This window comes from Janthinobacterium sp. SUN137, from assembly GCF_030587265.1.
Lineage (GTDB): Bacteria > Pseudomonadota > Gammaproteobacteria > Burkholderiales > Burkholderiaceae_D > Janthinobacterium > Janthinobacterium kumbetense.
On record NZ_JAPWHZ010000004.1, the window covers coordinates 59,892 to 81,727 of the forward strand.

The following is a 21,836-nucleotide window of genomic DNA, read 5'->3' on the forward strand; positions in this document are numbered from 1 at the left end:
GTCTTTTGACACAGGTCAAGCAGCGCTTGCAGGGATCTTGCATGGCTTTTTTGATCGAAATATCACTTTATTTCGATGCCACTTCGCTACGCTTATTTCATCCGGGGAATTTTGATCCACATCAAAGTTTTTTCCCGGTCAAACACTTACTCTCTGGCCACCATCATAAATAGTAATTCCAGGGAGAGTCTTTGTGGATCAATCGCTGAACTATAACTACAAGATCGTGAAGCAATTCGCGGTCGCTACTGTGGTATGGGGCATCATCGGCATGCTGGTTGGCGTTATCATCGCCGCTCAGCTGGCCTGGCCTGCCCTGAACCTCGACATACCATGGCTGACATACGGACGCTTGCGTCCGCTGCACACGAATGCGGTGATTTTCGCCTTCGGCATCTGCGGCCTGTTCGCTACTTCGTACTACGTTGTACAACGCACCTGCCAGGTGCGCCTGTTTTCCGACAAACTGGCCGCCTTCACGTTCTGGGGCTGGCAAGCGGTGATCCTGTGCGCCGTCGTCACCCTGCCCTTGGGCATGACACGCGGCAAGGAATACGCGGAACTGGAATGGCCTATCGCCATCCTCATCGCCGTCGTCTGGATCGCCTACGCCATCGTTTTCTTCGGCACCTTGATCAAGCGCAAGGTCAAGCACATCTACGTGGCCAACTGGTTCTTCGGCGCCTACATCCTGGCCGTGACGATTCTGCACGTGGTCAATGGCGCCGTCATGCCAGCCTCGTTCACCAAGTCGTATTCCGCGTATGCGGGCGTGCAGGACGCCATGATCCAGTGGTGGTACGGCCATAACGCGGTGGGTTTCATCCTGACCGCCGGCTACCTGGGCATGGTCTACTACTTCATCCCGAAACAGGCCGAGCGCCCCGTGTACTCGTACCGTTTGTCGATCGTCCACTTCTGGGCGCTGATCTTCACCTACATGTGGGCGGGCCCGCATCACCTGCACTACACGGCATTGCCTGACTGGACGCAATCGATCGGCATGGTCTTCTCGCTGGTCCTGCTGGCACCAAGCTGGGGCGGCATGATCAACGGCATCATGACCCTGTCGGGCGCCTGGCACAAGCTGCGTACCGATCCGATCCTGAAATTCATGATCGTTTCGCTGTCGTTCTACGGCATCGCCACCTTCGAAGGTCCGATGATGTCGATCAAGACCATCAACTCGCTGTCGCACTACACCGACTGGACCGTTGCCCACGTGCATGCGGGCGCCCTGGGCTGGGTGGGCTTCATCACCATGGGTTCGATCTACTACCTGCTGCCGCGCCTGGCGGGCCGCACGCAGATGCACAGCACGCGCCTGGTCGACGTGCACTTCTGGGTGGCCACCATCGGCATCGTCCTGTACATCGCGGCAATGTGGATCGCCGGCGTGATGCAGGGCCTGATGTGGCGCGCGGTCAATCCGGACGGCACCCTGACCTACACCTTTGTCGAGAGCGTGAAAGCGACGTATCCGTACTACGTGGTGCGCGTGGCCGGTGGCCTGCTGTACCTGTCGGGTATGTGCATCATGGGCTACAACACCTGGATGACTCTGCGCGGCAGCAAACTCCCCGTCGCCCGCATTCCGGAACTGAACGCGGCGCACGCCTGATAGGAGCGAAAGCAAATGAAATTTTCACATGCATGGATTGAAAGAAACCCCTGGCTGCTGATCGCCCTGGTCACGGTGGTGATCAGCATCGGCGGCGCCGTCGAGATCGTTCCCCTGTTCTTCCAGAAGAGCACGACGGAACCCGTCGCCGGCCTGAAACCGTACTCGCCGCTGCGCCTGGCGGGCCGCGACATTTACGTGCGCGAAGGCTGCTACAACTGCCACTCGCAGATGGTGCGTCCGCTGCGCGCGGAAACGGAACGCTATGGCCACTATTCGGTCGCTGGCGAATTCGTCTACGACCGTCCGTTCCAGTGGGGTTCCAAGCGCACGGGGCCCGACCTGGCCCGCGTGGGCGCGCGCTACAGCGACGAATGGCACCGCACGCACTTGAACAACCCGCGCGACGTGGTGCCCGAATCGAACATGCCGTCCTACCCCTGGCTGGCGAAGACCAAGCTGGTGCCTGACGACATCATGCCGAAGATGCGCGCCCTGAAACGCCTGGGCCAGCCGTACAGCGATGAAGAGATTGCCGCCGGCCCCGCGCAGCTGCAGGACAAGACGGAAGAAGACGCCCTGGTCGCCTATCTGCAAGGCCTCGGTACATTAATCAAAACAAGGAATTAGCATGGCAATCGAAAACCTGTTTGACAGCGCCAGCAGCGTCATGACGGTGGTTTCCTTTACGACGTTCGTGGGCATCCTGTGGTGGACGTTCAGCCGCAGCAACAGCGACTTCGACGCGGCGGCACGCCTGCCGTTCGCCGACGACGCGCTCGACTATCCGGCCGAGGCCGAGATGACCCTGGCGAAGGAGCACAACCATGGCTGACTTTACCAATGGCTTCTGGAATATCTACATCATCGTGCTGTCCCTGCTGGGCATCATCGGCTGCGGCGTGCTGCTGTACTCGCAGTCGAAAATCAAAGTGGTCGAGGGCGCCCCTGCTGACGGCACCACGGGCCACGTCTGGGACGAGGACTTGAAGGAACTCAATACGCCGATGCCGCGCTGGTGGATGTGGTTGTTCTACATCACCATCGTCTTCTCGCTGGCCTACCTGTTCCTGTATCCGGGCCTGGGCAACTATGCCGGCAGCCTGGGCTGGAAATCGACGGGCCAGTACGAGGAAGAGCTGAAGAAGGCGGAAGCCGACTACGGTCCCCTGTTCAACAAGTACCTGAGCCAGGACTTGAAGACGGTGGCCGCCGATCCGCAGGCGCAAGCCATCGGCCAGCGCCTGTTCCTGACCTACTGCGCGCAATGCCACGGTTCGGATGCGCGCGGCAACAAGGGCTTCCCCAACCTGACGGACAAGGACTGGCTGTATGGCGGCGAACCCGACATCATCAAGACCACCATCATGCACGGCCGCAATGGGCAAATGCCACCGATGGGCGCTGCCCTGGGCTCCGAAAAGGATGTCGAGAACGTGGCCCATTATGTGCTGAGCCTGTCCGGCTCGACCTCGGATCCCGTCAAGTCCGTGCTGGGCAAGGCCAAGTTCGGCGCCTGCATGGCCTGTCATGGCGCCGATGCCAAGGGTAACCAGATGCTGGGCGCGCCAAACCTGACGGACAAGACCTGGCTGTACGGCGGCAGCGCCGACACCATCATGGAAACCGTACGCAAGGGACGCAGCAACACCATGCCGGCCTTCAGCGATTTCCTCGGCGAATCCAAGGTACACGTGCTGTCGGCGTATGTCTGGAGCCTGTCGAATCCGCAGGCACCCGCAAAGTAAAAATGGAACCTCAAGTCATCAAGATGTATGCGGCCCGCGAGCAAATCTACCCTCGCGAGGCCAAAGGACGCTACGCTACCTGGCGATGGGTATGCGTATGGCTTACCCAGCTCGCGTTCTACGGCTTGCCGTGGTTGACCTGGAATGGCAGGCAAGCCCTGCTGTTCGATTTGACCACGCGCAAGTTCTACATTTTCGGCGTCGTGCTGTGGCCCCAGGATTTCATCTATCTGGCGGCCCTGCTGATCATCTGTGCGTATTTGTTGTTCCTCGTCACGGCCATTGCCGGGCGGGTGTGGTGCGGGTTCTCTTGCCCGCAAACGGTATACACGGAAATTTTCCTGTGGGTCGAACGCCGCATCGAGGGCACGCGCAGCGCGCGCATGGCCCTCGACAAGCAGGGCCCCTCCGTGCGCAAGGCGTTCAAGAAGACGGCCAAGCACCTGGTATGGGGCGCCATCGCCCTGTGGACGGGCTTTACCTTTGTCGGCTACTTCACGCCGATCAAGGAATTGGCGCAGTCGGTGACCACGCTGAACTTCGGTCCCTGGGAATGGTTCTGGGTCTTGTTCTACAGCCTGGCAACCTACGGCAACGCGGGCTGGCTGCGCGAGCAGGTGTGCAAATACATGTGCCCCTACGCGCGCTTCCAGAGCGCCATGTTCGACCAGGACACTTTGATCATCACCTACGATGCCAAGCGCGGCGAACCACGTGGCGCCATGAGCAAGAAGGCCGGCAACAACGACAAGCTGGGCGATTGCATCGACTGTACCCTGTGCGTGCAGGTGTGTCCGACCGGCATCGATATCCGTAACGGCCTGCAGTATGAATGCATCGGTTGCGCCGCTTGCGTCGATGCCTGCAACAGCGTGATGGACAAGGTCGACCGGCCACGGGGACTGGTACGCTACAGTACCGACCATGCGATGGAAAACAACTTCAATTCGAAGCAGATACGCCAGCGCGCCATGCGCCCGCGCGTCTTGATCTACACTTCCATCCTGGCCCTGATCATCATCGCCGTGTGTACTTCGCTGGCCCTGCGCACGCCCCTGAAAATGGACGTGATCCGCGACCGCGGTTCCATGGGACGCGAAGTGGAAGACGGCATGATCGAAAACGTCTACCGCCTGCAGATCATGAACACATCGGAGCAAAGCCAGCATTTCAAAATCAGCGCTTCCGGCTTGCCGGGCCTGACCTTGCTGACGCGCGAAGAAGTGACCTTGCAGCCGACGGAAACGCTGGGTTGGCCGATCCGCCTGCGCGTGCCGCACGGCGTGGGAGAGAAGGGCTCGAACAAGATTGCGATCGAATTGCAATCGCTGGACGACCCATCGCTGCATGTGCGTGAAAGCGCGGTATTCATCGTGCCACGTTAACAAGGAAAGGCGGACGGGGACCGGGTGCCCTCGCCGCCGCCACGAAGTTGCAGGAAGGCCGGTCCCCATGCGGGGACTGGCTGATTAAACAGGAGAAATATCATGTCCGACAGTCTGAAACTGCAAGCACCCGTTGCACCGTGGTACAAGCATCGCTGGCCATGGCTGCTGATGATCGGCCCCGGCCTGTCCGTGGTCGTCGGCAGCTTCATGGGCTATATCGCGTTTACGCAGCCCGATGCGCTGGTGGTGGGCGATTATTACAAGCAGGGCAAGGCGATCAACCAGGATTTGAAGCGCGACACGATCGCCAGCGACCTGGCGATGGATACGCGCCTGTCGTATGACGTGGCGCAAGCGCGCCTGACCGGTTCCGTGCACAGCTTCGGCAAGGCCTATCAGGCGCCTTTGCAGCTGCACCTAGCGCATGCGACCCTGCCGGAAAAGGATATCAAGGTGCTGGTACAGCCCGATGCGGCCGGCAATTTTTCCGTGGCGCTGCCGATGCTCGAGCGCAGCCGCTGGCAAGTGCTGGTGGAAAACGACAAACGCGAGTGGCGCCTGTCCGGCATCTGGACCTGGCCGCTGCAGCGCAGCATCGCGCTGCATGCGGACGAGGAACTGTAAGTCTTATTTGCAGACGTCCGTGCCGGCCGTAATCGCCTTCAGTTTCGCCGGCTGCAGGATTTCAATTTCCCGGTTCGAGACGCGCAGCCAGCCTTCCTTCTTGAACTTCGACAGCAGGCGGCTGACGCTCTCGATGGTCAGGCCCAGGTAGTTGCCGATTTCCTCGCGCGACATGCGCAGCTGGAAATTGCTGCCCGAATAGCCGCGCGCTTCATAGCGCGACGCCAGGTTGACGATGAAGGCGGCAAAGCGCTGCGTCGCCTGCATATTGCCCAGCAACAGCATGACGCTTTGCTCGCGCGTGATTTCCTGGCTCATCATGCGGTGGAAATGGCGCAGCAGGGTCGGCATATTGCCCAGCAATTGTTCCAGGCTGGAAAACGGGATTTCACACACTTCGCTGTCTTCCAGCGCCACCGCATTACAGTGGTGGCGGTCGGCGCTGATGGCGTCCATGCCCAGCAGTTCGCCCGCCATCTGGAAGCCCGTCACCTGCTCTTCGCCGCCCGGATTGATCTGGTACGTCTTGAAATGCCCCAGGCGGATCGCATACAGGTTCTGGAACGAGTCGCCGATACGGAACAGCGAGGCGCCGCGCACGATCTTGCGGCGGCGGCCTATGATCTGGTCCAGCCTGTCCATGTCGCCCACATCGAGGCCCATCGGCAGGCACAATTGATGCATGCTGCAGGTCGAGCATCGCGCACGCAACGCCTCCACGTTCACGGTGGGCAAGGTTGGAGTGAGTAGCGCTTCAGTCATGTCGGTACCTTTTAGAAAATGCAACAACAAGTTTACTGCATACAGCCGCATACAGGGTTGCCGTATGCCAATTTCACCGTAAATTCGGCGAATAAACGACGTCCAGCCTTTAATTATATGGCAACATCGTCAAAAGCCCATCCGGGACGGGCAATTTGCGCGGCACCGCTTGCCAAGCTGGGGCATTGATAGGAAAATTCCTGACAGCATTATCTGCCGCCTGTGCCGCCCGGTACTGAAAAGGAAATCATGAAGCCTCTCGGCATTAAAGCAAAAGTCGCGCTGGCCACCAGCCTGACCTCGATCGCCATGATCGCGCTGGTCACCATGATCCAGGTGCAGCACATGCGCGACGACTTCACCCGAGTACTGCTGAGCCAGCAATCGTCCCTGATCACCCGCACCGCTGCCGAGCTCGACGACAAGCTGGGCATGCTGCTGCAGATCGTCACCCTGACGGCCCGACAGCAGCCGCCGGAATTGATCGCCCGGCCCGCCCAATTGCGCGAATACTATTCGCGCCGCTCGATGCTGGTGCTGTTCGATGACGTGCTGGTGCTCGACGCGCATGGCGCCGTCGTGGCCGACATGCCGGAGGTAGCGGGGCGCGCCGGCATCAACGTCGCCGAGCGCGAGTATTTCCAGACCGTCCTGCGCACACGCCAGCCCATGATCACCGAACCGATGCTGGGCAAGTCGAGCGGCATGCCCATCGTGCAGATGGTGGCGCCCGTGCTGGCCGCCGATGGCCAGGTGGCCGGCGTGGTGATCGGCGTGCTGCGCCTGTACAAGGACAACCTGCTGGGCCGCCTGCGCTCGGAAAAGATCGGCAAGAACGGCTATTACTTCATCCTCACGCGCGGCGCCGTGCCGCGCTACGTGCTGCACCCCGATACCAGCCGCTTGCTGCAACCGCGCAAGCCGAACGCCAACCTGACGACGACCCAGCTGCTGAAGGAAGATGGCGAAGGCAGCATGGTCAGCACCAACAGCCGCGGCATCACGGCCGTCAACAGCTTCAAGCGCCTGAAATCCGTGAACTGGCTGCTGGCCGCCTCGCTCCCCGTCGAAGATGCCTTCGAACCGTTCGATGGCGTGCTGTACCGGCTGGTGCTGTGGAGCATCCTCGCCTCGCTGCTGGCCGCCTTTGTTCTGGGCTGGGTCACCGTGCGCCTGCTGTCGCCGCTGGTGCGCCTGCGCGACACCCTGCAAGCCCTGCGCACCAGCGGCAGCCGCTTCACGCCCGTGCCGGTGCAGCAGCGCGACGAGATCGGCGAACTGACGGAAGCGTTCAACGGCCTGATGAGCGAACGCGACCGCCTGCAGCAGGAACTCGAATCGCGCGCGGCGGAGCTGGAACAGGAACGCGACCGCGCTGAGGCGGCCAACCGCGCGAAGAGCGATTTCGTGGCCAACATGAGCCATGAAATCCGCACGCCCCTCAATGCCGTACTGGGCATGGTGTATTTGCTGGGCAATACCAGGCTCGACACGGAACAGCGCAAGTATCTGACCATGGTCAGAGTGGCGGGCCAGTCGCTGCTGGGCATCCTCAATGACGTGCTCGACTATTCGAAGATCGAGGCGCGGCGCATGGAGTTGTCGCCCGTCGAATTCGACCTCGATGAAGTCATGAATACCCTGGCCACGACGATGACGATGAATGCGGGCGAAAAGGAGCTGGAACTGGCCATCGCCGTCGAGCCCGACGTGCCGCGGCGCCTCGTGGGCGACGCCCAGCGCCTGCAGCAAATCCTCGTCAACCTGGCCGGCAACGCCATCAAGTTCACGGAGAGCGGCGAAGTGGTGGTGGCCGTCAGCCTGGCCGAGAACGAAAACGGCCGCGCCTGGCTGCGCTTCGAAGTGCGCGACACGGGCATCGGCATGACGGAACTGCAGCAACAGCAGCTGTTTGCCGCGTTTTCCCAGGGCGACCAGAGCATCACGCGGCGCTTCGGCGGCACGGGCCTGGGCCTGGCCATCAGCAAGCAGCTGATCCACATGATGGGCGGCGACATCGCCGTCGCCAGCAGCGAAGGCAAGGGCAGCCGCTTCTGGTTCAGCGTGCCCTTCGAAATGCTGGCGCAGCCGGCCGAAACGCGGCGCACGCCGGCGCTGGGCCAGCTGCGCCTGCTGGTGGCCGACGACAACCGCACCACGCGCGAACTGATCGTCAAGCTGATCGAGGCGTGGGGCTGGCTGGCCGACGAAGTGGACTCCGGCTTTGCCGCCATCGAGCTGTACCGCGAACGCCTGGCGCAGCAGCAACCGTACGACGTGGTGCTGGCCGACTGGCACATGCCCGTCATGGACGGTCTGGCCACGGCCAAGGCCATCCGCCAGGCGGCCAGCGGCCAGCGCCAGCCCATCGTGGTGATGGTCAACGCCTTCGCCCGCAACCACCTGGAAGAAATCTCCAGCGCGGCCGAGGCCGACGTCGTGCTGATGAAGCCGATCACGGGATCGAGCCTGTTCGACGCCCTGCACCAGGCGCTGATCGCCAAGGACGACGGCGGCGAGCAACGCATGCTGCACCAGCCGCTGGGCACGGAACTGGCCGGCGTGCATTTCCTGCTGGTGGAAGACAATCATTTGAACCAGGCCGTGGCGCGCGGCATCCTCGAACACATGGGCGCCACCCTGGACGTGGTGGGCGACGGCTTGCAAGCCGTGGAACGGCTGCGCACGGAAGCGCTGCGCTACGACATCGTGCTGATGGACATGCAGATGCCCGTCATGGACGGTTTCAGCGCCACCCACATCATCCGCACGGAACTGCGCTTGCACCTGCCCGTGATCGCCATGACGGCGGGCGTGCTGGCGTCCGAGCGCGAGCGCTGCATGACGGCCGGCATCAGCGATTTCATCGCCAAGCCCGTAGTGGTGGAAGAAATGATGGAAGTCATCCTGCGCCACCTGCCCAAGCGCCCGCAAGTACAGACGGCCGAGCCGGCACGCATCGCCGATGAAGAAGTGTTTTCCATGGCGCCGCTGATGCGCGTGATGGGACGCGATGCGAAGGGGCGCGGCGTGCTGCGGCGCATGGTAGAAGACGCGCTGAACAAGGGCATGACGCCCGTGCGCGACGCCGAAACGGCGTTGCAGGCGGGCCGCCACAGCGACGTGGCGCGCATCCTGCACAGCGTGCGCGGCTCCGTCGGCACCCTGGGCACGAAACGCCTGATCCGCGCCGCGTTCGCCACCGAGGAAGCCATCGATGCGGGCCGCCTGGACGAGGTGCCGGCGCTGCTGGCGCACACGGCGCAGGAACTGGAACAGGCGCTGGCGGCGGCGGCGGATTGGTTGTCGCGCCTGCAGGATTAAATCAGGCGGGCACGCCCAGAATCACGCTGGACGCCTTGAAGATGGCCGTCACGTTGCTGCCAAGCTCGATGCCCAGGTCGGTGCTGCTCTGGTTGGTGATGATGGCGGCAATCGTGCCGCCGCGCGGCAAGTCCAGCACCACTTCCGTGTTGACGGCGCCCGTCTGCACGCGCGTCACGACTCCGGCCAGCTGGTTGCGCGCGGAAAAACGCGCGCCCTGGCTGTCCGTCACGAGGATGATGGATGACGCCTTGATCAGCGCAAACGCTTCCGCGCCCGGCACCAGGCCCAGGCTCGCGCTGCTGCCCTGCGTGACGATGGCCACGATGTGCTGGCCACCGGGCAATTCCAGGGTGACTTCATCGTTGACGGCGCCCTGTTTCATTTCGGCCACCTTGCCCAGGAATTGATTGCGTGCCGTGGTTTTCATGGCCATTCTCCGTATGAGTAAAAGATCGTCGGCGATGCCTTCCGCCTGGCTGCCCAGCTGGCGCAGATAGCGGGCATGCTCGCGCTCGATGATACGGAAATTGTCGACCAGCTGGCGCCCCCGTGGCGTCAGCCGCGTGCCGCCGCCGCCCTTGCCGCCCGTCAGGCGCTCGACCAGCGGTTCGCCAGCCAGGTTGTTCATCGCGTCGATGGCGTCCCAGGCCGCCTTGTAGCTCATCTTCACAAGCTTGGCCGCCTGCGTGATGGAGCCGCATTCGGCGATGGCGCCCAGCAATTCCACCCGGCCGGCGCCGCCCAGGTGTTCTCCGCCCACCGTCATCCATACCGAGCCTTGCAGGCCGATTTCCGCTGCCGCTGATTTATCCAATGCGTTCACCCAATGCCTTATTTTCTTCCATGCTGTCAATTTGTCCGTCACGCAAGTAAAGCACATGTTCACCCAGAATGCGCGCATCTTCCGGATCATGTGTGATCAGGATCATGGGCACGTCCAGGCGCTGCTGCCACTGGCTCAACTCCAGGCGCATTTTGACACGCAGGGCCGGATCGAGGGCGGCAAACGGCTCGTCGAGCAGCAGCGCGGCCGGTTCGGCCACGAGCGCCCTCGCCAGCGCCACCCTTTGGCGCTGGCCGCCGGACAACTCGTCGGGAAACTGGTGCGCCAGTTCCTGCAGGTGGAAGGCGTCGAGCCAATGCTCGACCTTCTGCAATTTTTCGCGCGCGCGCGGATTGAACCAGCCGCGGCGCAAGCCAAAGCCCACGTTCTGGCGCACCGTCAGGTGCGGGAACAGCGCATAATCCTGGAACAGATAGGCGACATTGCGCTGCTGCGGCGGCAAATTGATGCCGGCGGCGGAATCGAACAGGGTGCGCCCGTTCAGGCGGATATGGCCCGCCTCCGGCGTGAAGAGGCCGGCAATGGCTTTCAGGGTCATGCTCTTGCCGGCGCCGGACGGGCCATACATGGCGATGCGCTGGCTGCTGGAAGTGCATTGCACCTGCAGGTCGAAGCGGCGTTTGCCGGAGCGCAAGGTAGCGCGGAGGTCGAGGTCGAGTTGCATAGGCGTCATCATCTGCATCATTTGTGCGCGATGCGTCCGGGCGCCAGGCGGCCCGCCGACAGCAGCACCACGATGCAGACCAGGGAAATAATCAGGACCAGCGTATTGGCCACCTCGTCCTGGCCCGCCTGCACGGCTTCAAACACGGCCACCGACAGGGTCTGCGTCTTGCCGGGGATGCTGCCGGCCACCATCAGGGTGGCGCCGAACTCGCCCAGCGCACGCACAAAGCCCAGCAGCACGCCGGCGAGGATGCCGCGCCAGGCCAGCGGCAAGGTCACGCGGAAAAAGATCGCCAGCTCCGAGATGCCCAGCACGCGGGCCGCCTGCTCCAGCTGGCCGTCGACCGCTTCGAAGGCGGCGCGCGCGGGCTTGAAGACGAGGGGAAAGGCGACCACCGTGGAGGCGATCACGGCACCCTGCCAGGTAAAGATGAGGTTGATGCCGAAGTTATCCTGCAGCCAGATGCCCATCGTGCCGCGCCGGCCCAGCAGCACCAGCAGGTAATAGCCGAGTACGGTGGGCGGCATCACCATCGGCAGGGTCATGAGGGCGTCGAGCAGCTCGCGCCCGGGAAAACGCGTGCGCGCCAGCACATAGCCCGTACCGATGCCGAGCAGCAAATTGAGCGCCGTGGCCCACGCCGCTACCTTGAGCGACAGGGCCAGCGCGGTCCAGGCGATATCCATGCGCGTTCGTTTACCTTATGGCTTCTTGAAACCGTACTTGGCGAGGATGGCTTGCGCCGGCGCCGTCTGCAGGTAGCTGACGAAGCGCTTCGCTTCAGCCTGGTTGGCGCTGTCCTTGATGGTGGCGATCGGGTACAGCACGGGCGCGTCCAGTGGCACGTCCAGCACCACGTTCACCTTGTCTTTCATGATGGCCGCGTCGGTGGCGTAGACAAAGCCCGCATCGACTTCGCCGCGCGCCACGTAGTCGAGCGACTGGCGCACGTTCTGCGTGCCGATGGCCTTGGGCTGCACGGCGTCCCACAGCTTCGCCTTCTTCAGCGCGCCTTCGGAGTAACGGCCGACGGGCACGCTGGCCGGATTGGCGATGGCCACGCGGGTCACGCTCTTGTGCGTCAGGTCGCTCAAGTTCTTGATGCCCAGCTTGCTATCGTGCGGCACGATCAGCACCAGGCTGTTGCCGACGAAATCCATGCGGTCGGCCGGCAGGACGAAGCCCTGCTTTTGCGCCGCATCCATGGTTTCCTGGTCCGCCGAGGCAAACACGTCCACGGGCGCGCCCTTGACGATCTGTTGCAGCAGCACGCCCGAGGCGGCGAAGTTCAGGGACACCTTGCTGCCCGGATACTGCGCCTCGTAGCTCTGCGCCGCATCCTTGAACGCATTCGTCAGGCTGGCCGCGGCCGACACCACCACTTCACCGGCAAGGGCGGAGGTGGCGGCGGTGGCCAGCAGGGCGGTGCCAAGCAGGCGGGCGAGGGAGGTGAGGCGCATGATCGTATCCTTGTAAAGTGAACGGTGAACAAGGAGCGTAATATACACTTATATATAGCGTTCTGCCATTGCATGGGTCAAGGCAATGCCAATGACATTGACAGGCGGGAATGGGCGGACTATTTTTAACAAGAGACAACTATCCACTACTTTCCAGGGGTAAACGATGGGATACGCAGCGCTACTGCTTGGCCCCCTGATGCTCCTGGCGGTCATTCTTCTGGCATTGCTCATCGAGAGGCGGCATCCCCTGCAGCAACAGCCTTCGGGGGCGTCGCGCTTCAATCTTGCGTATATGCTCATCTATGCCGCCAGCGGCGCCATGCTGGCCCCGCTCACGGCCATCGTCACGGTACAGCTTGTCAATGCGGCTGGCGGCGGGCTCATCAATCTAGCCTCTTCAGGCTGGATGCTGGCGCCGGCCTTCCTCGCGTATGCCCTGACCATGGATTTTCTGGAATACGTCTTTCATCGCGTGCAACACCGCATACCTGCCATGTGGGCCATGCATTCCTTCCATCACAGCGATACGGCCATGAATGCCAGCACAACGACGCGGCACTATTGGGCCGAAGCGGGCATCAAGGCACTCAGTATCTATCTGCTGGCGGGGATCTTATTCAAGACCAATATGGTGATTCTGGGAATGTACGGGATACTGAGCTTGTATCATGTTTTCCCACACATGAATGTCCGGGTCGGCTTTGGCCGTTACTGGATGCTGTGCAATTCTCCGCAGTACCATCGCGTTCATCACTCGGTGCAAGCCGAGCATTTCAACTGCAATTTCGCGGGGCTGTTCCCCGTCTTCGACTGGCTGTTCGGCACCCACCATATTCCCCGCGCGGGAGAATATCCCCCGACGGGGCTGGACACGGGCAAGGCGCCGGGCACCTTGCTTGACGCGCTGACGTGGCCGGTGCGCAGCAAGGCCCCGTCCATCCCCTAGACGCGCACCGCCGCCGCCTCGTCGCGCCGCGCATACTTTTGCGCGATCACGGCGCAAATCATCAGCTGAATCTGGTGGAACAGCATCAGCGGCAAGATCACCATGCCCAGCGAACGCGTGGAAAACAGCACCTTGGCCATGGGCACGCCGCTGGCCAGGCTTTTCTTCGAGGCGCAAAAGACGATGGCGATTTCATCTTCCTTGTTAAAACCCAGGCGGCGGCTGACAAAGGTCGAAATACCCAGCACCAGCGCCAGCAGCAGCAGGCTGATCAGGCCCAGGGCCACCAGCGTTTCCACCGAAATCGTATACCACAGGCCTTCGCTGACGGCTTCGCTGAAGGCCGTATAGACCACCAGCAAGATCGAACCCTGGTCGACGTACTTCAGGGTGGCCTTGTGGCGGTCGACCCAGCGGCCGATCCAGCGGCGCAGGAACTGGCCGGCCAGGAAGGGCAGCAGCAGTTGCAGGACGATGGACAGCACGGCGTCCACCGACGACTTGCTTTCCGCGCCCTTGGCCACCAGCAAGCCCACCAGGATGGGGGCGAGGAAAATGCCGATGAAGTTCGAGGCCGAAGCGCTGCAGATGGCGGCCGGCACGTTGCCGCGCGCCATGGCGGTCATGGCAATGGAGGACTGCACGGTGGACGGCAAGGCGCACAGGAACAAGATGCCCATGTACAGGTCAGGTGTGAGGAAGGTCAGCGCCAGCGGGCGCAATGCTAGGCCCAGCAGAGGAAACAGGACAAAGGTGCTGGCCAGCACCAGCAAGTGCAGGCGCCAGTGCATGGCGCCGGCCACCACGGCTTCGCGCGACAGCTTGGCGCCGTGCAAGAAGAACAGGGCGCCGATGGCGACGGTGGTGATATTGCCGAAGACCACGGCCGTCTGGCCCGTGCAGGGCAGAAACGTGGCCAGCGCCACGGTGACGAGCAGGGCGATGGTGAAGTTATCGGGTTTCAGATTGCGCAACAGGGCAGCGGGAGAAAAAGAAGACATGCGGTAGCCTGGTAACGGCGCAGCCTTGCAACAGAATGCTGTGCCGGGGATGACAAACAGCGCCGGGAGCGGCGCCAGTGCTGGCTATTCTACTTGTATTTCCCTGCTCCTTGCCTGGCGGCATCGGCATGGCTGGCCAGGTAAAACCGTGCGGACAAAAAAATGCCCTGTCCGCAGACAGGGCAACCCGGAGTAAAGTACAGCGCGAGGGCTTAGCCGGCGGCTTTGACTTTCAGCTCGTTCTTGATTTCTTTCACGCCGCTCACGGAAGCGACGATCTGCACGACGCGGTCGCCCGCTTCGGCGCTCGGCACGTCGCCCGACAGGACGACCACACCTTGCTGGGTTGCCACCTTGACGGGCAGGGCAGCGGCTTGCGCATCGGCGCTCAGGGCGGCCTTGGCCGAGGAAGTAATGGTTTCATCAGGGACGGCTGCGGCGGCATTGGCGGCCACGACGGTGTCAGCAGGAGCTTGTGCTTTTGGTGCGGAGTCAGCGGCATGCGAAGCGGTGATCGAGGCGCCCGACAGTACGATAGCGGCAACCAGGGTATTGAACAGTTTCGATGTTTGCATGGTAGTTCCTCTCAATGAAGTTAAAAGCTTCTTACTTGGATAAAGCAACACTTTGAAGCGTCACATCTACCCATACAGCAAGCACCGTGCCAGCTTTTAATTTCCATTCAAAATCAACGACTTAGCTTTAGACTCGATTTTTCCTGCCCGTTTCGCGGCGTTCCGGGCCGAAAATCCGGGCTTTTTGTCGTCTGCCAGCGACAGCCTGTGGCAACAATATCAATGTTTTACAATAAGTCATTGATTATTAATACTTTATTTTTGTCGCTATTCAGCGACAGGGTCGCCTTCGCCGCGGAACAGGGCCGGCGTCAGCTCGTATTTCTGCAATAAACGGTAGAACTCCGTGCGGTTGCGGTCGGCCAGGCGGGCCGCGTCGGCCACGTTGCCATCCGTCAGGCGCAACAGTTGTATCAGGTAGTCGCGCTCGAAGCGCTGCTTCGCTTCGTTGTAGCTGAGCGCTTCCAGCGAGGGCACGCGCAAGGCCCGCTGCACCAGGCTCAAGGGCACCAGCGGCGCCGTGGCCAGCGCGCACACTTGCTCGACGACATTGACCAGCTGGCGCACATTGCCGGGCCAAGGCGCCGCCACCAGGGCCGTCAAAGCGTCGGGCGCAAAGCCGTTCAGGGGTTTCTCATACTTGGCCGCCAGCTTCTGCAGGAAATGGTTCGCCAGCAGAGAAATGTCTTCGCGGCGCTCGGCCAGCGGCGGCAGGGTCAAGGTCACGACATTGAGGCGGTAATACAGGTCTTCGCGGAATTGCCCCTCGGCCATCGCCACGTCCAGGTCGCGGTGCGTGGCGGATAACAATCGCACGTCCACCGGACGCGTCTGGTCGGCGCCCACGGGGCGCACGGCCCGCTCTTGCAGCACCCGCAGCAGTTTCACCTGCAGCGGCAAGGGCATGTCGCCGATCTCATCCAAGAACAGGGTGCCGCCATCGGCCGCCTGGAACAAGCCTTCGCGGTTGCCGACGGCGCCCGTAAACGAGCCTTTGACGTGACCGAACAGTTCCGATTCCAGCAGCTGCTCGGGAATGGCGCCGCAGTTGACGGCGATGAACGGCGCCTTGGCGCGGCGGCTGGCGTTGTGCAGCGCGCGCGCCAGCAATTCCTTGCCCGTGCCGCTGGGGCCGCGGATCAGGATGCTGGCATCGGACCCGGCCACCAGCTTGGCTTCGGCCAGCACCTCGGCCATCTGCGCGCTGCGGCTGATCAGCTCGGCACGCCAGCTCTCGTCGCCGGACGCGGGCGCCGGCATGACGGTGGACAAGTTGATGGCATACGCCACTTTTTCCATCAGCAGCTTGCCGTCGAACGGTTTCGTCAGGTAGGCAAACGCGCCGCGCGCCGTCGCGTCGACGGCGTCGGGAATGGTGCCGTGGGCCGTCAGCAAAATGACGGGCAGGGCCGCATGCTGGCGGCGGATTTCATCGAACAGGGCCAGGCCGTCGCGGCCCGGCAATTGCACGTCGGTAATAACCAGGGCGGGCAATTCCACGGCCAGACGCGCCAGCGCCGCTTCCGCGCTGCCCACGGCCGTCACGCGATAGTTGCCCGCCTTCAAGCGAATGGTCAGCAAGCGCAACAGGTCGGGATCGTCGTCGACCAGCAAGATGTGGGCGTGCTCGCTCATTTCGGCGCTCCCGCGGCGGGGCGCACGGACAGGCTGCGCTCGATGTTTTTCAGCGCTTCGAGCTTTTCGTTGAGCTGGTCGATGCGGCGCTGGGCGTCGCGCAGCTGCGTGTTGAGCTTGTCGATGCCCTCGTCCTGGCGGCGCAGTTCCGCATATTGGCTGCCCAGCAATTGCGCCAGCGGCGCCAGCAGTTGCGCGTCCTTGCCCGTGGCCGTCAGCAACGGCTCGAGCAGCGCCTGCGCGCGGGCCAGGTCGCCCGTGCCGCGCAAGGCCGCCTGCAGCATGGCGCGGCGGATGGTGTTGGGCGGCGCGTGATCGGCCTTCGCCATGTCCAGCTGCGCCTTCACCAGTTCCGACGGCGTCATCAGGCGCAAGGCGCCCTGATACGCCAGCAATTCCGTCAGCTGGGGATCGGCTACCACGACCACGCGCGGCGGCGTCTGCACCAGCACGGGCGTCTGGGTGGGGGGCTTGGCGGCGCAAGCGCCCAACAGCAGCGCGCAGACGGCCATGCCGGCCAGGGGAATTCTCGTCATCATAAGGGCAGTTCTATCCGAAAATGCGCGCCGGCGGGGCGCGGTAAAAGAGTGACGCTGCCATCGTGGGCGGCGATATATTCACGCACGATGGACAGGCCGATGCCATTGCCGTTGCGCGCGCCGGCCGCCTGGCGCACGCCCTGGTAAAACGGCTCGAAGATGCGCGCGGCATCCTCGGGCGCCACGCCGGCGCCCTCGTCGGTGCAGTCGATACGCACACGGCCGCCTTCGCCAGACAGGGTGAAACGCACGGTGCCGCCTTCCGGGCTGAAGCGCACGGCATTCGACAGCAGGTTCGCCAGGGCCGTGGCCAGCTTGTCGCGGTCGGCCTGCACGATCAGCGACGCGCCCTGCACCTCGACCGTCAAACGGCGCGCCAGCCATTGCAGGCGCTGCCCGGCCACCACATCTTGCAGCAAGACCAGCAAGTCCACCTTGCTGCGCGCCAAATGCTGGGCGTCAAAAGCGGCGGTATTGTAGCGCAGCAAGTCTTCGATCTGGGTTTGCAGGGACGCCGTGTTTTGCTGCAGGATGCCGGCGATTTCGCGCTGGCCGTCGCTGAGCTTGCCCGCCACCTCGTCTTCCAGCAAGGCCACGCCTTCGCGCAGGGCCGCCAGCGGGGTTTTCAGCTCATGCGAGATGTGGCGCAGAAAACGTTCCTTGTCGGCATCGAGATCGGCCAGGCGCTGGCGCAGCCAGTCGAGCTGCTGGCCCAGGCGGCGCGTGTCGGCCGGGCCGCCGACGACGATGGGCTGGTCGTAGCGCTTGTCGCCCAGGCGCTCGATGGCCGTCTCGATGCGGCGCAGCGGGCGCGACAACAGAAAGCCGAAGCAGGTGGCCAGCACGGCCGCCAGCAGCACGGCTCCCCCCACCAGCACGCCCAGCAAGCGGCGCTGGCGTTCCAGCTCGGCCAGCAGGGCGTCGTTGCGGCTGCCGATTTCCGTCTTGCTTTCGCGCGCCAGGCTGTCATTGATCTGCGTCATGCGGGCAAACGCGCGGTACACGACGGCGTGACCATCGCGCTTGCGGCGCTTACCCGCTTGCAAGACTTCCCACGCCGCTTGCGCCTGCACCGTCCATTCGTCGGCCAGTTGCGGGGCGAACTCGGGCGTGGCCCGGTTCAGCACTTGCAGCGCCGCCGTCGCTTCGTCGCGGGCCGCCGCGTAGCGCTCGCGGAAGACGGGATCGTCGAGCACGAGGAATTGCCGTGCGCTGCGCTCCATGGCCAGCGTGCGCTCGGACAGGCGCTGCGACTGTTCCGTCAAGGCAATCGCCTGCGCCGCCGTCTCGCGCCCCAGCCGCGCCAGGTGTTCCAGGGTCAGCAGGGCTTGCACGGAGGTGGCCGTCAAAATGCCCGTCGTCAAAATGAAGGCGGCAAATAGCAGTTGGCGAAAGGAAAGTCGGGACAAGATGGGCGCCTTCGGTTCAGTCTGGAGTGCAAAAGGCGCATGGTACGCTAAGCGTTCATCGCGAGGCGCCACCTGTCAAAAAATAGCCCATCTGACAATGTTGTTGCTTTTGCGATCGGCAAGCAAGCCATGGCGGCGGCGCGCAGATACTCCTAGTACAATAGAGAAAAGCTTCATACAGGCATCAAAGTGGCCCCGGCCCTGGCATTACGCCACTTTGCCCCCACATGTGATGCAGCCCCACCGACACTCCGAATCACCTACCGCAGAGATCCCATACCGCATGAGCACATTTGAAAAAGTCAGCAGCAACTTCATTCCAGTCTTGCAGGCAACCATCGAGCAATATGTCGAGCCAGCAACGGGCATGCGCCATATCCACATGCATACCGAGCAGGCTGAGATGGTGTTCCTGGTGGCCTTTCCCACTGTGCCGGAAGTGAGCGACGGGCGCGCCCACATCCTCGAGCACCTGGCCTTGTGCGGCTCGGCCCGCTACCCCGTGCGCGACCCCTTCTTCTCGATGCTGCGCCGCTCGACGGCCACCTTCATGAATGCGATGACCTACCCGGACCGCACCGTGTACCCGTTCGCCAGCACCGACCGCAAGGATTTCTTCAACCTGCTCGACGTCTACCTGGACGCGGCCTTCTTCCCGAATCTCGATTACCTGAATTTCCGCCAGGAAGGCTGGCGCCATGCGTTCGAAGGCGACAAGCTGGTGTACCAGGGCATCGTCTTCAATGAAATGAAGGGCGCTTTCAACAGCCCCATGCGCGCGCTCGACAGCGGCATCGCCAGCGCCTTGCTCAAGGGCACGACGTATGAAGTGGAATCGGGCGGCGATCCGCTGGTGATCCCCGAGCTGACGCATGAAATGCTGAAAGAATTCCACGCCAGCCACTATCACCCTTCGCAAGCCGTGATCATGACCGCCGGCAATATCGAAGCGTCGGCCGTGCAAGAGCAGGTGGCCGAACGCGTGCTGTCCAAGCTCAGCGGCTTCAGCCCGCGCCGCCTGCCGCAACTGGCGCCCGCGTGGACGGCGCCGCAGGAAAACGTGGTGAAAATTCCATCGCAGGAAGCACGCGACGATGAATTCGGCCTGCAATTCGCCTGGCTGATGGGCGAGTCGAGCGACCCCATCGCCTACTACCACGCGCATTTGCTGTCGCACGGCTTGCTGGGCGAATCGTCGGCGCCCGTCATGCGCGCCATGGAATCGGCCGGCTATGGCCGCCCATCGGACATGAATGGCCGCGACGCGGGCATCCGCCAGATGGTGTTCCACATCGGCATGGAAGGCTTGACGCAGGAACAGATCGCCGATGCGCACCAGCGCATCTGGACGGCCCTGGAAGAGACGGCGCAAGAGGGCATTCCCGCCGCCGTGCTGCACGCGGCCTTGCGCGATATCAAATACAGCCAGCGCGAAATCAGCAGCGGCCGCATGCCTTACGGCCTGGGCCGCCTGCTGCACGCCTTGCCGCTGGCCATGTACGACGGCAACGTCATGGATGCCTTCGACAATGCGGACATCCTGGAAACCTTGGAACAGCAAATCGAAGACCCGGAATTCTTCAAGCAGCTGGTGCGCGAGCTGATCGCCAATCCAACCCGTCTGACGACGCACGTGGTGCCCGACAGCGCCTACTTCACGGACCGCGCCGCGCAGGAAGACGCCAAGCTGGCGGCCCTGCAGGCCAGCCTGACGGACGCCGAGCGCGAACACATCATCGCCGAGTCCGCCGCGCTGGAAGCGCATCAGCAACTGCCGTCGAATTCGGAAGTCTTGCCGCGCATCCGCCCCGGCGACGTCAGCGCGCTGCCGCGCCCGGCACTGCCGATTCCTGCCGCCGTCGACGGCGCCGTGGCGTTCAGCATTGCCTCGAATGGCATCAGCTATGCCAACGTGCTGTACGACGTGTCGGGCTTGCCGGAAGCGTCGTGGCCCTGGCTGCGTCTGTACACGGACCTGGCGCCGGAACTGGGCGTGGGCGACATGTCGTTCGACGACGCCAGCGCCTGGCGCCAGAGCATGGTGCCATCGTTCCACATCGGCCTGGAAGCCATTCCCCGCCCGCAACAGGCGATGCGCGTGGAATTGTCGTTCTCGGCCAGCGGCTTGCGCGAAGAACACGCGGCGATCGCCGCCGTGCTGTCGGCCTGGATCGCCAAGCCCCGCTTCGATGAAGAAGAGCGCCTGGCTTTCCTGATCGAAAGCCTGGTGCAAGACAAATTGAGCAGCCTGTCCGAATCGGGCAACCGCTACGCCATGCTGGCCGCGGCGGCACCGCTGTCGCCCACGCGCCGCTTCGACGACATCGTCGGCGGCCCGGCGGCCTTGCCGTTCTACCGCCGTTTGCAGCAGCTGAGCAAGACCTCCGAAGGCTTGCAGGAAATCGCGCGCGAACTCGACACCCTGCACGCGCACATCATCGCCCAGCAACCAACCGTGCTGTGCGCCGGCCTGGAGCAAGATGGCATCACCCTGGCCCGCTTGCTGGAATTGCCGGCAGCCAACACGGACGCGGCCGTAGCGACGGCAACGCCAGCGCCGGCAGCCTTGCCGCTGGCCAACACGGCCCTGCATGCGACGAGCCAGATCAACCATTGCTTCGTTTCCTGGGCCGTGCCTGGCGTACACAATCCGGACGCGTCCGCCCTGGCCGTGGCCGCCGAACTGATGACCAACCAGGTGCTGCATACGGCCCTGCGCGAAAAAGGCGGCGCGTATGGCGGCAGCGCCAGCTATGCGGCCGGCGCCGGCACGTTTACCCTCAGTTCCTACCGCGATCCGCGCCTGGCCGGCACGTACGCCGACTTCGGCACGACCCTGGATCAAATCCTCGACGGCGATTTCTCGCAGGAACAAGTGGAAGAGGCCATCATCTGCGTCATCAAGGGCCTCGACAAGCCCCATTCGCCGTACGCGGAAGCGCTGACGGCGTGGAACATGCAGCAGCGCGGCACGACGGAAGCCGTGCGCCAGCAATTCCGCACGGGCGTATTGACCTGCACCCTGAGCCAGATCAAGGAAGTCACGCGCACCTGGCTGAAAAACGGCCAGCAGAGCCGCGCCGCGTTTGCGGGCAACACGACGCAAGACCTGGCCGGCCTGGACGTGGTCGATCTGCTGGCGCTGGCCAGCTAAGGCGTGGGCTTAACAAGTGTTTTGACTTGGCTGTTGCAACGCCTGACAAAACCGTAGCGAGCGGCAGTGATTTGTGGCCGAGAAGCGCAACCGTACTCTAGTACGGTGAGCATCGCCGGCCGCAAAGCGCGAC

The 21,836-nt window shown here is 63.0% G+C and carries 19 protein-coding genes; 9 read left to right on the forward strand and 10 right to left on the reverse strand.

Going from position 1 to position 21,836, the window contains the following annotated elements:
- Nucleotides 1–193 precede the first annotated feature (193 nt).
- The 6 genes from ccoN (at nucleotide 194) to O3298_RS20740 (ending at nucleotide 5,381) form a co-directional block, all read left to right on the forward strand.
- On the forward strand, nucleotides 194–1,621 hold the full coding sequence (gene ccoN / locus O3298_RS20715) for a cytochrome-c oxidase, cbb3-type subunit I (RefSeq protein ID WP_034782722.1): 1,428 nt from the start codon (nucleotides 194–196) through the stop codon (nucleotides 1,619–1,621).
- A 15-nt stretch (nucleotides 1,622–1,636) separates the two neighbouring features.
- Nucleotides 1,637–2,251, forward strand: a complete 615-nt coding sequence (ccoO, locus tag O3298_RS20720) for a cytochrome-c oxidase, cbb3-type subunit II (protein ID WP_070278467.1) — start codon at nucleotides 1,637–1,639, stop codon at nucleotides 2,249–2,251.
- Between the two features lies 1 nt (nucleotide 2,252).
- Nucleotides 2,253–2,456 carry a cbb3-type cytochrome c oxidase subunit 3 gene (locus tag O3298_RS20725; RefSeq protein WP_034782719.1) on the forward strand — a complete coding sequence of 68 codons (204 nt, stop codon included), beginning with the start codon at nucleotides 2,253–2,255 and terminating at the stop codon, nucleotides 2,454–2,456.
- Nucleotides 2,449–3,369: a cytochrome-c oxidase, cbb3-type subunit III gene (ccoP, locus tag O3298_RS20730; protein ID WP_070278469.1), complete on the forward strand. Its 921-nt coding sequence runs from the start codon at nucleotides 2,449–2,451 to the stop codon at nucleotides 3,367–3,369. Before O3298_RS20725 ends, ccoP begins: the two co-directional genes overlap by 8 nt.
- A 2-nt stretch (nucleotides 3,370–3,371) precedes the next feature.
- A complete protein-coding gene (ccoG, locus tag O3298_RS20735) occupies nucleotides 3,372–4,754 on the forward strand; it encodes a cytochrome c oxidase accessory protein CcoG (protein WP_099666002.1) in 1,383 nt (460 codons plus the stop codon).
- Between the two features lie 102 nt (nucleotides 4,755–4,856).
- Complete coding sequence (locus tag O3298_RS20740; RefSeq protein WP_251349655.1) at nucleotides 4,857–5,381, forward strand: FixH family protein; 525 nt, start codon at nucleotides 4,857–4,859, stop codon at nucleotides 5,379–5,381.
- A 3-nt stretch (nucleotides 5,382–5,384) separates the two neighbouring features.
- Here O3298_RS20740 and fnr read toward each other — a convergent pair whose 3' ends face one another.
- Nucleotides 5,385–6,143, reverse strand: a complete 759-nt coding sequence (gene fnr, locus O3298_RS20745; protein WP_034782711.1) for a fumarate/nitrate reduction transcriptional regulator Fnr — start codon at nucleotides 6,141–6,143, stop codon at nucleotides 5,385–5,387.
- A gap of 249 nt (nucleotides 6,144–6,392) precedes the next feature.
- On the opposite strand from fnr, the gene O3298_RS20750 reads away from it, so the two are divergent.
- Complete coding sequence (locus O3298_RS20750; RefSeq protein ID WP_305060434.1) at nucleotides 6,393–9,467, forward strand: response regulator; 3,075 nt, start codon at nucleotides 6,393–6,395, stop codon at nucleotides 9,465–9,467.
- Between the two features lies 1 nt (nucleotide 9,468).
- Here the strand turns inward: O3298_RS20750 and O3298_RS20755 are convergent, their stop codons facing one another.
- Genes O3298_RS20755 through modA form a run of 4 tightly spaced genes read right to left on the reverse strand, consistent with a single transcriptional unit; the run spans nucleotide 9,469 to nucleotide 12,441 of the window.
- A complete protein-coding gene (locus O3298_RS20755; protein ID WP_305060706.1) occupies nucleotides 9,469–10,236 on the reverse strand; it encodes a TOBE domain-containing protein in 768 nt (255 codons plus the stop codon).
- 40 nt (nucleotides 10,237–10,276) lie between these two features.
- Complete coding sequence (locus tag O3298_RS20760; protein ID WP_289918865.1) at nucleotides 10,277–10,987, reverse strand: sulfate/molybdate ABC transporter ATP-binding protein; 711 nt, start codon at nucleotides 10,985–10,987, stop codon at nucleotides 10,277–10,279.
- Between the two features lie 8 nt (nucleotides 10,988–10,995).
- Nucleotides 10,996–11,667, reverse strand: coding sequence for a molybdate ABC transporter permease subunit (gene modB, locus O3298_RS20765; protein WP_305060435.1), 672 nt, complete (start codon nucleotides 11,665–11,667; stop codon nucleotides 10,996–10,998).
- A gap of 15 nt (nucleotides 11,668–11,682) precedes the next feature.
- Entirely contained in the window at nucleotides 11,683–12,441 is a 759-nt protein-coding gene (gene modA / locus O3298_RS20770; protein WP_099665997.1) for a molybdate ABC transporter substrate-binding protein, read from the reverse strand.
- A 166-nt stretch (nucleotides 12,442–12,607) separates the two neighbouring features.
- Here modA and O3298_RS20775 point away from each other — a divergent pair, with 166 nt between their 5' ends.
- Nucleotides 12,608–13,390, forward strand: coding sequence for a sterol desaturase family protein (locus O3298_RS20775; RefSeq protein ID WP_305060436.1), 783 nt, complete (start codon nucleotides 12,608–12,610; stop codon nucleotides 13,388–13,390).
- Here the strand turns inward: O3298_RS20775 and O3298_RS20780 are convergent.
- The 5 genes from O3298_RS20780 to O3298_RS20800 all read right to left on the reverse strand — a co-directional run bounded on the left by O3298_RS20780 (nucleotide 13,387) and on the right by O3298_RS20800 (nucleotide 18,549).
- Nucleotides 13,387–14,391: a bile acid:sodium symporter family protein gene (locus tag O3298_RS20780; RefSeq protein ID WP_305056434.1), complete on the reverse strand. Its 1,005-nt coding sequence runs from the start codon at nucleotides 14,389–14,391 to the stop codon at nucleotides 13,387–13,389. The genes O3298_RS20775 and O3298_RS20780 overlap by 4 nt on opposite strands.
- 212 nt (nucleotides 14,392–14,603) lie before the next feature.
- Complete coding sequence (locus O3298_RS20785; protein ID WP_034752546.1) at nucleotides 14,604–14,966, reverse strand: BON domain-containing protein; 363 nt, start codon at nucleotides 14,964–14,966, stop codon at nucleotides 14,604–14,606.
- A gap of 267 nt (nucleotides 14,967–15,233) precedes the next feature.
- Nucleotides 15,234–16,601: a sigma 54-interacting transcriptional regulator gene (locus O3298_RS20790; protein WP_305060437.1), complete on the reverse strand. Its 1,368-nt coding sequence runs from the start codon at nucleotides 16,599–16,601 to the stop codon at nucleotides 15,234–15,236.
- On the reverse strand, nucleotides 16,598–17,140 hold the full coding sequence (locus tag O3298_RS20795) for a hypothetical protein (RefSeq protein WP_305060438.1): 543 nt from the start codon (nucleotides 17,138–17,140) through the stop codon (nucleotides 16,598–16,600). The genes O3298_RS20790 and O3298_RS20795 overlap by 4 nt, the downstream gene beginning before the upstream one ends.
- Complete coding sequence (locus O3298_RS20800; RefSeq protein ID WP_251349647.1) at nucleotides 17,137–18,549, reverse strand: ATP-binding protein; 1,413 nt, start codon at nucleotides 18,547–18,549, stop codon at nucleotides 17,137–17,139. Before O3298_RS20800 ends, O3298_RS20795 begins: the two co-directional genes overlap by 4 nt.
- Before the next feature lie 283 nt (nucleotides 18,550–18,832).
- On the opposite strand from O3298_RS20800, the gene O3298_RS20805 reads away from it, so the two are divergent.
- The gene (locus tag O3298_RS20805; RefSeq protein ID WP_305060439.1) at nucleotides 18,833–21,703 is read left to right on the forward strand and encodes an insulinase family protein; all 2,871 of its coding nucleotides are present in this window, start codon (nucleotides 18,833–18,835) and stop codon (nucleotides 21,701–21,703) included.
- The last annotated feature ends 133 nt before the right edge of the window (nucleotides 21,704–21,836 follow it).

What these genes read in the sequence shown, in the direction of transcription:
- O3298_RS20775 (WP_305060436.1), top strand. Translation starts at nt 12,608, where the DNA reads ATGGGATACGCAGCGCTACTGCTTGGCCCCCTGATGCTCCTGGCGGTC.
- O3298_RS20805 (WP_305060439.1), top strand. Translation starts at nt 18,833, where the DNA reads ATGAGCACATTTGAAAAAGTCAGCAGCAACTTCATTCCAGTCTTGCAG.
- ccoO (WP_070278467.1), top strand. Translation starts at nt 1,637, where the DNA reads ATGAAATTTTCACATGCATGGATTGAAAGAAACCCCTGGCTGCTGATC.
- O3298_RS20725 (WP_034782719.1), top strand. Translation starts at nt 2,253, where the DNA reads ATGGCAATCGAAAACCTGTTTGACAGCGCCAGCAGCGTCATGACGGTG.
- O3298_RS20760 (WP_289918865.1), bottom strand. Translation starts at nt 10,987, where the DNA reads ATGACGCCTATGCAACTCGACCTCGACCTCCGCGCTACCTTGCGCTCC.
- O3298_RS20780 (WP_305056434.1), bottom strand. Translation starts at nt 14,391, where the DNA reads ATGTCTTCTTTTTCTCCCGCTGCCCTGTTGCGCAATCTGAAACCCGAT.
- modA (WP_099665997.1), bottom strand. Translation starts at nt 12,441, where the DNA reads ATGCGCCTCACCTCCCTCGCCCGCCTGCTTGGCACCGCCCTGCTGGCC.
- O3298_RS20795 (WP_305060438.1), bottom strand. Translation starts at nt 17,140, where the DNA reads ATGATGACGAGAATTCCCCTGGCCGGCATGGCCGTCTGCGCGCTGCTG.
- O3298_RS20790 (WP_305060437.1), bottom strand. Translation starts at nt 16,601, where the DNA reads ATGAGCGAGCACGCCCACATCTTGCTGGTCGACGACGATCCCGACCTG.
- ccoG (WP_099666002.1), top strand. Translation starts at nt 3,372, where the DNA reads ATGGAACCTCAAGTCATCAAGATGTATGCGGCCCGCGAGCAAATCTAC.
- O3298_RS20755 (WP_305060706.1), bottom strand. Translation starts at nt 10,236, where the DNA reads ATGACGGTGGGCGGAGAACACCTGGGCGGCGCCGGCCGGGTGGAATTG.
- ccoP (WP_070278469.1), top strand. Translation starts at nt 2,449, where the DNA reads ATGGCTGACTTTACCAATGGCTTCTGGAATATCTACATCATCGTGCTG.
- O3298_RS20785 (WP_034752546.1), bottom strand. Translation starts at nt 14,966, where the DNA reads ATGCAAACATCGAAACTGTTCAATACCCTGGTTGCCGCTATCGTACTG.
- fnr (WP_034782711.1), bottom strand. Translation starts at nt 6,143, where the DNA reads ATGACTGAAGCGCTACTCACTCCAACCTTGCCCACCGTGAACGTGGAG.
- O3298_RS20750 (WP_305060434.1), top strand. Translation starts at nt 6,393, where the DNA reads ATGAAGCCTCTCGGCATTAAAGCAAAAGTCGCGCTGGCCACCAGCCTG.
- modB (WP_305060435.1), bottom strand. Translation starts at nt 11,667, where the DNA reads ATGGATATCGCCTGGACCGCGCTGGCCCTGTCGCTCAAGGTAGCGGCG.
- O3298_RS20740 (WP_251349655.1), top strand. Translation starts at nt 4,857, where the DNA reads ATGTCCGACAGTCTGAAACTGCAAGCACCCGTTGCACCGTGGTACAAG.